The sequence below is a fragment of the Gordonia sp. (in: high G+C Gram-positive bacteria) genome, from assembly GCF_012515855.1.
GTDB lineage: Bacteria > Actinomycetota > Actinomycetes > Mycobacteriales > Mycobacteriaceae > Gordonia.
The window spans coordinates 1-6635 of record NZ_JAAYXO010000241.1 but is presented as its reverse complement, the minus strand read 5'-3'; the positions used below and the strand labels follow the sequence as shown (position 1 = coordinate 6635).

Sequence of the window (6635 nt, the reverse complement as noted above, 5' to 3'; positions counted from 1 at the left end):
GCCGAGCTCGCGGGCGGCGGCCGCGCAGTCGGCCTCCTGCGCGTCGTCGCGCATGTCGACCAGCGACGCCACCAGGTAGCGGTGGTGCGGGTGGAGGGCGTGCAGCGAGGCGATCGCCTCCACGGCGGTGCGTCCGGTGCTCAGCTCGTCGTCCACGAGGACCACCGGGCAGGTGGCGGGCGTGTCGAGGAACGCGGCGTCGGTGGGTAGCAGCAGGTGGGTGGTCGCGTGCGAGTGTCCCTCCTCGAACGTGCCGCTGACCTGTGCGCCCGGCACCGCACGTCGGGTGGAGTGCAGGTAGCGGGCGGCACCGATGCGTTCGGCGACACAGTGACCGAGTCCGGTGGCGGTCTCGGCGAAGCCCAGAACGGTGGCCTCCGCGGCGCGCGGGCCCAGGAGCGCGACCACCGCGTCGCCGAGGTCGTCGGCGCTGCCGCGTACCGCGGCGGGCGGGGTCGGCAGGTGCTTGCCGAGGACCGTCGAGACCAGCAGGTGCGCCCGCTTGGGGTTGCGGCGCAGGCCGAGCTGAACCAGTTCGCTGATCGGTGCGGCGCCGGGGCGGTCGTGGAGTTCGACGCCGAAGGCGGCGCTCACCCAGTCGGGGGCCGTCATTCGCCCGCCCATGCCGTGAGGAGGTCGACGAAGTTCACGTCGTGTTTCGCCACGCCGAACACCGCGGCGCGGTCGAGCACGTCGAGGGCCCAGTTGCGGTGGGGTTTCAGCTCGTTCATCTTGTTGCGGAACGACGACGCCTGCGCGCCGCCGCCGTCGCGGTCGGTGATGTCGAGGGCGTCGGCGTACTCCTCCTCGGTGACGCACGAGAGGGTGTGGACGATCCCGACGTGCCCCGGATGGATCACGGTCTTGCCGGTGATGCCGTTGGCCCGGTCCAGGGCGATCTCGCGGAGCAGTCCGTCGAGGTCGCGGGTCACCAGTTGGCTGCGGAAGACCACGGCGTCGCTCTCGCGGAACGGGGTGTGTCGCAGGGTGGGCGCGAACATGCGCTCGTGGTTCGCGAAGTACTCCCACACCGGCCCGGTGATGACGAAGCCGGTGTCGTCGCTGCGCCCCAGCATGTTGACGATGCTGGCGATGACGTCCGACGCCACGCGAACGTCGTAGATGGTGACGTCCCGGTCGCGACGGATGCCGAACAGGCCGCAGATGTCGGTGGCGCCGATGCGGACGGCCAGGACGATGTCCCGGTGCCGGTTGAGGATCTCGCGGACCTGCAGGAGTTCGGGATCGCGGGTCTCCCGATGGACCACCGCGGCGGTCTCCAGGACCGGCATCGCGAACAGGGTGCGGCCGGCAGTCTGTGACGCGGCTTCGACGGCTTCGAGGGAGGCCTCGCCGTCGGCGGCCTCGAACTTCGGCAGCACGAAGCCCGCCAGGCAGTGGTCGGGCGCCAACCGGCCGGCGATCGCCGTGATCTGCTCGGCGGCGCGGACTCGGACGAACAGCAGGAGGGCGTTCCAACGCGCCTCGGTGAGCTCGTTGATCGTGGCGATCGCCGATTCCAACGCCGCGTGCTGGTCGTCGTCGGTCACGGCGTCTTCGAGGTCGATGACCATCGAGGTGACGCCCTCGCCCGCGCGCTTGCGGATCACCGCGGTGAGGTCATCGCGGGTCGCGGGGACGTACAGCGTCGCGCCGAGCGCCACGGCGATGCGCCGCGCGGGCGAATCCAGCGTGATGGCCTCGGGCCGGCGGAGAAAGAGACGGTCGAGCGTCGCCTCGGGAAGGTGACGGAAGTGCGATACGCCTGCGGTGGCGGGAGCGTCGATCAAAACGGAAGTCCTCGGGGTGATGGTGATGCGGAAAGTCGTGGACGGTGAGCGGGTCAGGGGTTGGCGATCTGGTGGCGCATGCGGTCGACGATCTCGGTGATCCGAGCGTCGACCACTCGCAACTGGGACAGGTACGACCAGTAGTCCGGATGCACGCGCTCGAGTTCGCCGCCCGCGCGGTCGATGCGATCGGACTGTGCGTCGAGCACCGAACCCCACTCGGCGGCGAGCCCGTGCTGCACGGCGAAGTGCTGGGCGTCTCGCAGCTTGAAGCGGACCCGCGCCGCCTCCGCCTTCGGGTCGGCGCGGACCTCGCGCAGTTCGTGCTGGCGGTCGAAGACGCGGTCGATGATGTCGCCTGCGTCGGAGAGTCGATCGCGGGCCTGATCGGAGACGACCAACGACTCGTCGGGCGAGGTCGAGGCGATCTGCGTCGCACGTTCGAGAAGGGCCAGGCCCGCGTCGATCGCGTCGCGCGCCTGGGTGTCGGCGTGGACCAGATCGGCGGAGCACCCCGCGCTGAACTCGCGCAGCAGGCTGGAAATGACGCCGGGCACCTGGCTGAGCCGGTTCTCGAGAGCCTGGCTGCGGGTGGTCAACGAGCGAATGGTCCGGTCGGCGTCGCCCGCGAGCTCGGGCGCGGCGGCCAGACGGGCTTCGAGCTCCCGAGCGGCATCGCTCACCGCTTCGGCCGCTGCCTGGCGGGCGGCGAAGTCGGTCGAGGCCTCGAACGCGGCGGTGGCGCGGCCCAGGGCGTCGGCTGCGCCTCGAACGGTCGCCAACGCGGCGAAGTGCATCGGCGCCTCGGTGAGCGCGTTGGTTGCCCGGGTGGCCGCGATCCGGGCCTCCTGGTCGGCGCGAGCCGAACCCGCGGCGGCGGTTCGACCGTCAGCGAGGGCCCGGCCGTGGCGGGAGACGAACCGATCGATGTCGGCGGCGAGACCGCGGAACGATCGGATGGAGTCGTCGACCGCCGCCGGGGTCGCCTCCTCCGAGTCGGTGGCCGAGACCCGCAGGTACACGGTGAGGACCGCATCGTACTGCTCGCGCAGTGCGATCCAGTCGGCGCTCGGATCACCGGGAACGCGTGCCGCGTGCGCGGCGTCGACCGCGGGACCCACCTCGGTCATCCGCGACTCGCACTCGAAGAAGGCCGCCGTCAGCGCTGCCAGCTGCTCGCCAGAGGCGCGGACGACGGCGGGCCGTCGTCCGAAGAAGCCGCGGCGCTGATTGCTGGACACGATTCGATGCTAGCGAGCGGTGGCGCCGGCGTCGTTCGTCCGACTCCGGCGCCGACCTCACTACTTCCGACCGGCGGTCCAGCGCATGCCGAAGCCGTACGCTTCGTCGACGGCCCGCTGCGCGCCCTGGATGTAGCGAACTTCGCGGCTGACCTGCATTTCGCCGTTCACGTTGGTGAGCATCGCGACCGCGCACGAGATCGCCCGATCGTCCGCCGAGTCCAGCGCCACCTCGACCTGCGGCCCGCTGGTCGGGACCAGGGTCACCAGACCGTTGGCCGCCGACCAGTTCGGCGCGCCCTCGTAGATGTACGCGAAGATCAGAATGCGCCGGAAGGCGTTGACCTGGCCCAGATTGATGAAGAGGTTCTCGCCGCCGGAGTTGGTGCCGCTGCGGTCGTCGCCGTCCAGAAAGATGAACGGTGCCTGGTTCAGGTCGCCGAACGAGTTGCCGAGCGCCTGGACGATGCCCTTGGTGCCGTCGGCGAGCTCGTACATCGCGGCGAGATCGAGGTCGATGCCCTTGTTCCGCTTGAAGAAGCCGCCGGTGCTGCCCTGCGTCCAGTTGAGATTGACGCGCATGTTGCCCTGCACTTCGCCGCGCTTGGTCAGCGAAACACTGGGACGACTCTTGTCGAGGGTGACCTTGTTCATGTTCACAGCCATGGAAACTCCCTTGAAGTTGAGGTGATGCCTGCGGGCGCGATCACGCCCGCAGGCACGCGGTCAGCGACTCTGCTCGGCCTCGGCGTCGTCGGTGACGGCCGGCTTCTCGCCGGCGCCCGTCTCTTCTGCCGCCTCTTCGCGCCGTCGGCGGAAGATGCTGCTGGCCAGGGCGGCGAGGATCAGGACCACGCCGACCAGGCCGGTGACGACCTCGGGAACGTGCGTGCCGATCGAGTACATCAGGATCACGGCCAGGGCGCCGATGGCCCAGTGCGCGCCGTGCTCCAGGTAGACGTACTCCGAGAGGGTGCCCTTGCGGACCAGGAAGACGGTCAGCGAACGGACGAACATCGCGCCGATCAGGCCGAGGCCGAGGGCGATGATGATCGGATCCGCCGTGATCGCGAAGGCGCCGATGACGCCGTCGAACGAGAACGACGCGTCCAACACCTCGAGGTACAGGAACAGGAAGAAGCCGGCCTTACCGGTGGCCTTGACGAGGTCCGACGGGCCGCTGCTCGGCTCCTCGCCCTCCTCTTCCACGTGGAAGAGTTCGCCCAGTCCATTGACCGCGATGTATGTGATCATGCCGAGTGCGCCGGCGATCATGACCGTCGCCGTCTTGTCCTCGGGCGCGATGAACGTCGCGGTGATCACCAGGATGCCGGTGGCGATGATGACGCCCAGCTGGTCGAGCTTGCCGATGCGGATCAGCGGTCGCTCGATCCACGACAGCCAGGTGATCTCCTTGTCGTCGAAGATGAACCCGAGGAACAGCATCAGCAGGAACATGCCGCCGAACGCCGCGATCTGCGGATGCGCGTCGGTGATGATCGTCTCGTACGACGGGTCCCCGTTCGCGAAGTACGCGGCGTCGTTGGCGGGCGGGTTCAGCGCCAGGTCGAGAGCGTCGATCGGATTGAGCCCGGACGCCAGCCAGACCACGGCGAGCGGAAACACCAGGCGCATGCCGAACACCGCGATCACGATGCCGATCGTCAGGAAGATCTTCTGCCAGAACTCGCTCATCCGTCGCAGGACGGTCGCGTTGATCACCGCGTTGTCGAACGACAGCGACACCTCGAGGATGCCGAGGATCAGGGTGAGGAGGACTGCGGTGAGGCCCCCATAGAAATAGGCCGCGATCAGCGCCGCGATGGTGACTGCGAACGAGATGCCGAAGATACGGAAGAACACGTTGGGAGACAGCCTTTCCAGGCTAAGGAAGGACGGCTGCGCTTGTGCGCAACCGGTTCAGTGCGTCGGCGCTGCAACGCGCCGACGCACCGACCACAATCGAGAAGACGTCGGTCTTTAGACGTTGACGCCGTAGTCGCGGGCGATGCCGGCGAGGCCGGCCGCGTAGCCCTGGCCGATGGCGCGGAACTTCCACTCGGCACCGTTGCGGTAGAGCTCGCCGAAGACCATCGCGGTCTCGGTGGAGGCGTCCTCGCTGAGGTCGTAGCGGGCGATCTCAGCGCCGCCTGCCTGGTTGATGACGCGGATGTAGGCGTTCCGGACCTGGCCGAACGACTGCGAACGAGCATCGGCGTCGTAGATCGAGACCGGGAACACGATGGAGTCGACCTGCGGCGGCATGCCCGCGAGATCGAGCTTGATCGACTCGTCGTCGCCGTCGCCCTCGCCGGTCAGGTTGTCGCCGGTGTGCTCGATGGCGCCGTCGGGCGAGCGCAGGTTGTTGAAGAAGATGAAGTGCTGGTCGGAGACGACCTTCTTGTCCGCGCCGAGTGCGATGGCACTGCCGTCGAGGTCGAAGTCGGTACCGGTCGTGGTGCGGGCGTCCCAGCCCAGACCGATCGTCACTGCGGTGAGGCCCGGGGCCTCCTTGGTCAGCGAGACGTTGCCACCCTTAGTCAGGCTCACACCCATGCTGTTTCTCACTTTCATTTCCCGGGCGGTCGGCCCGGATCGTCGGCCACGCGATGTCGATAGTTTTTCTCACGCGTGCCCAACAGTATCTGTGACTCCGAGGATGCGCCCGTGCGCGAGGTCGTTTGAATGATGGACCTTGGCGGCGGCACGTTCGGCGTGCCCCCACAGCTGGTGTCAGTCGGTTGCGCGAACTTGCCTGTGAGTCACCGCTATTCGTCGATTCGGACGATGTGCGAATTAGGTCGGGTCGACTAGGTTTGCGGCGCAGCGACCCGTGCGGGACGTGATCGACAAGAGAGGACGCCGATGCAATCTCCACTCGACGTGCGCAAAGTGAGCATCGCAGCGCTCGGCGGAATCGGACTTCTGCTGGTCTTCATCTTTCTGGTGAGCGGGATGGACAGCTTCGGCGTGCTGGGTGTCGGGCTCGCGTTCGCCTTCGTCGCGGTGTGCATCCACCTCCGAGTGCAGCCGGGGCGGATGCTGTCCGTGATCGGTCTGCCGACATTCGGAGCGGGCGTCATCGTGGCGACGACCTTGACCACGACGACGACCTTCGACGAAACCGGTTCCTCGTCCACAACCGATGCGGAAGGCCTCGCCGTAGGAATTCCGTTGATCGTCGGTGGATTAGTACTGATGTTGGTCGGACATCTGCTCACCCGAGGTCAAGTCGGTTGGCCCGCGAACCTGGGCAGCGGGCTGCAATCCCGGCTCGACTCTTTACGACCGCCGAACGGTGCTTCCGCTGCGGCCGACGTTGCCGGCGTGGTTCAGTCCCCGGTGCCGCCAGGCCGGCTGCACGCGGCGGTTCTCGCTGCCGCGGAATCGCTGTCGGGTGCCGGCATCGTGGTGCTCGAGGATCGCCCCGGGTTGATCCGCATGGGTCGAGCGCGGCCCGGAGGCCCGGTGGAGTTCGCCGTGCACGTGGAGGTCACCGGGTTTCCCACGGGAAGTCAGGCGCGGATCCTCGTCGCGTTCACCCAGCCGTCGCCCGCGCCGGGACCGGGCGTGCTGGGTGGAAACGAGTTGGATCGGCTGCTCG

Annotated in this window: 7 protein-coding genes; 1 reads left to right on the top strand and 6 read right to left on the bottom strand. The window is 68.1% G+C overall.

Translation table 11 applies throughout. From position 1 onward, the window contains the following. The 6 genes from GX543_RS17350 to GX543_RS17325 form a co-directional block, all read right to left on the bottom strand. Positions 1–612 (bottom strand): phosphoribosyltransferase domain-containing protein (locus tag GX543_RS17350; RefSeq protein WP_290853726.1); only part of this gene is annotated, 612 nt, incomplete at its 3' end. Continuing rightward, on the bottom strand, positions 609–1790 hold the full coding sequence (locus tag GX543_RS17345) for an HpcH/HpaI aldolase/citrate lyase family protein (RefSeq protein WP_290853724.1): 1182 nt from the start codon (positions 1788–1790) through the stop codon (positions 609–611). The genes GX543_RS17345 and GX543_RS17350, both read right to left, overlap by 4 nt. Before the next feature lie 53 nt (positions 1791–1843). Further along, on the bottom strand, positions 1844–3031 hold the full coding sequence (locus GX543_RS17340; protein ID WP_290853722.1) for a hypothetical protein: 1188 nt from the start codon (positions 3029–3031) through the stop codon (positions 1844–1846). A gap of 60 nt (positions 3032–3091) precedes the next feature. Next, positions 3092–3697, bottom strand: a complete 606-nt coding sequence (locus tag GX543_RS17335) for a Tellurium resistance (RefSeq protein ID WP_290853721.1) — start codon at positions 3695–3697, stop codon at positions 3092–3094. Positions 3698–3757: 60 nt separating this feature from the next. Then, positions 3758–4894: a DUF475 domain-containing protein gene (locus tag GX543_RS17330; RefSeq protein WP_290853720.1), complete on the bottom strand. Its 1137-nt coding sequence runs from the start codon at positions 4892–4894 to the stop codon at positions 3758–3760. 117 nt (positions 4895–5011) lie between these two features. Next, positions 5012–5587, bottom strand: a complete 576-nt coding sequence (locus GX543_RS17325) for a TerD family protein (RefSeq protein ID WP_290853719.1) — start codon at positions 5585–5587, stop codon at positions 5012–5014. Between the two features lie 309 nt (positions 5588–5896). On the opposite strand from GX543_RS17325, the gene GX543_RS17320 reads away from it, so the two are divergent. Beyond that, positions 5897–6635, top strand: a 739-nt coding sequence (locus GX543_RS17320) for a hypothetical protein (RefSeq protein WP_290853718.1), incomplete at its 3' end; no start/stop codon positions are given.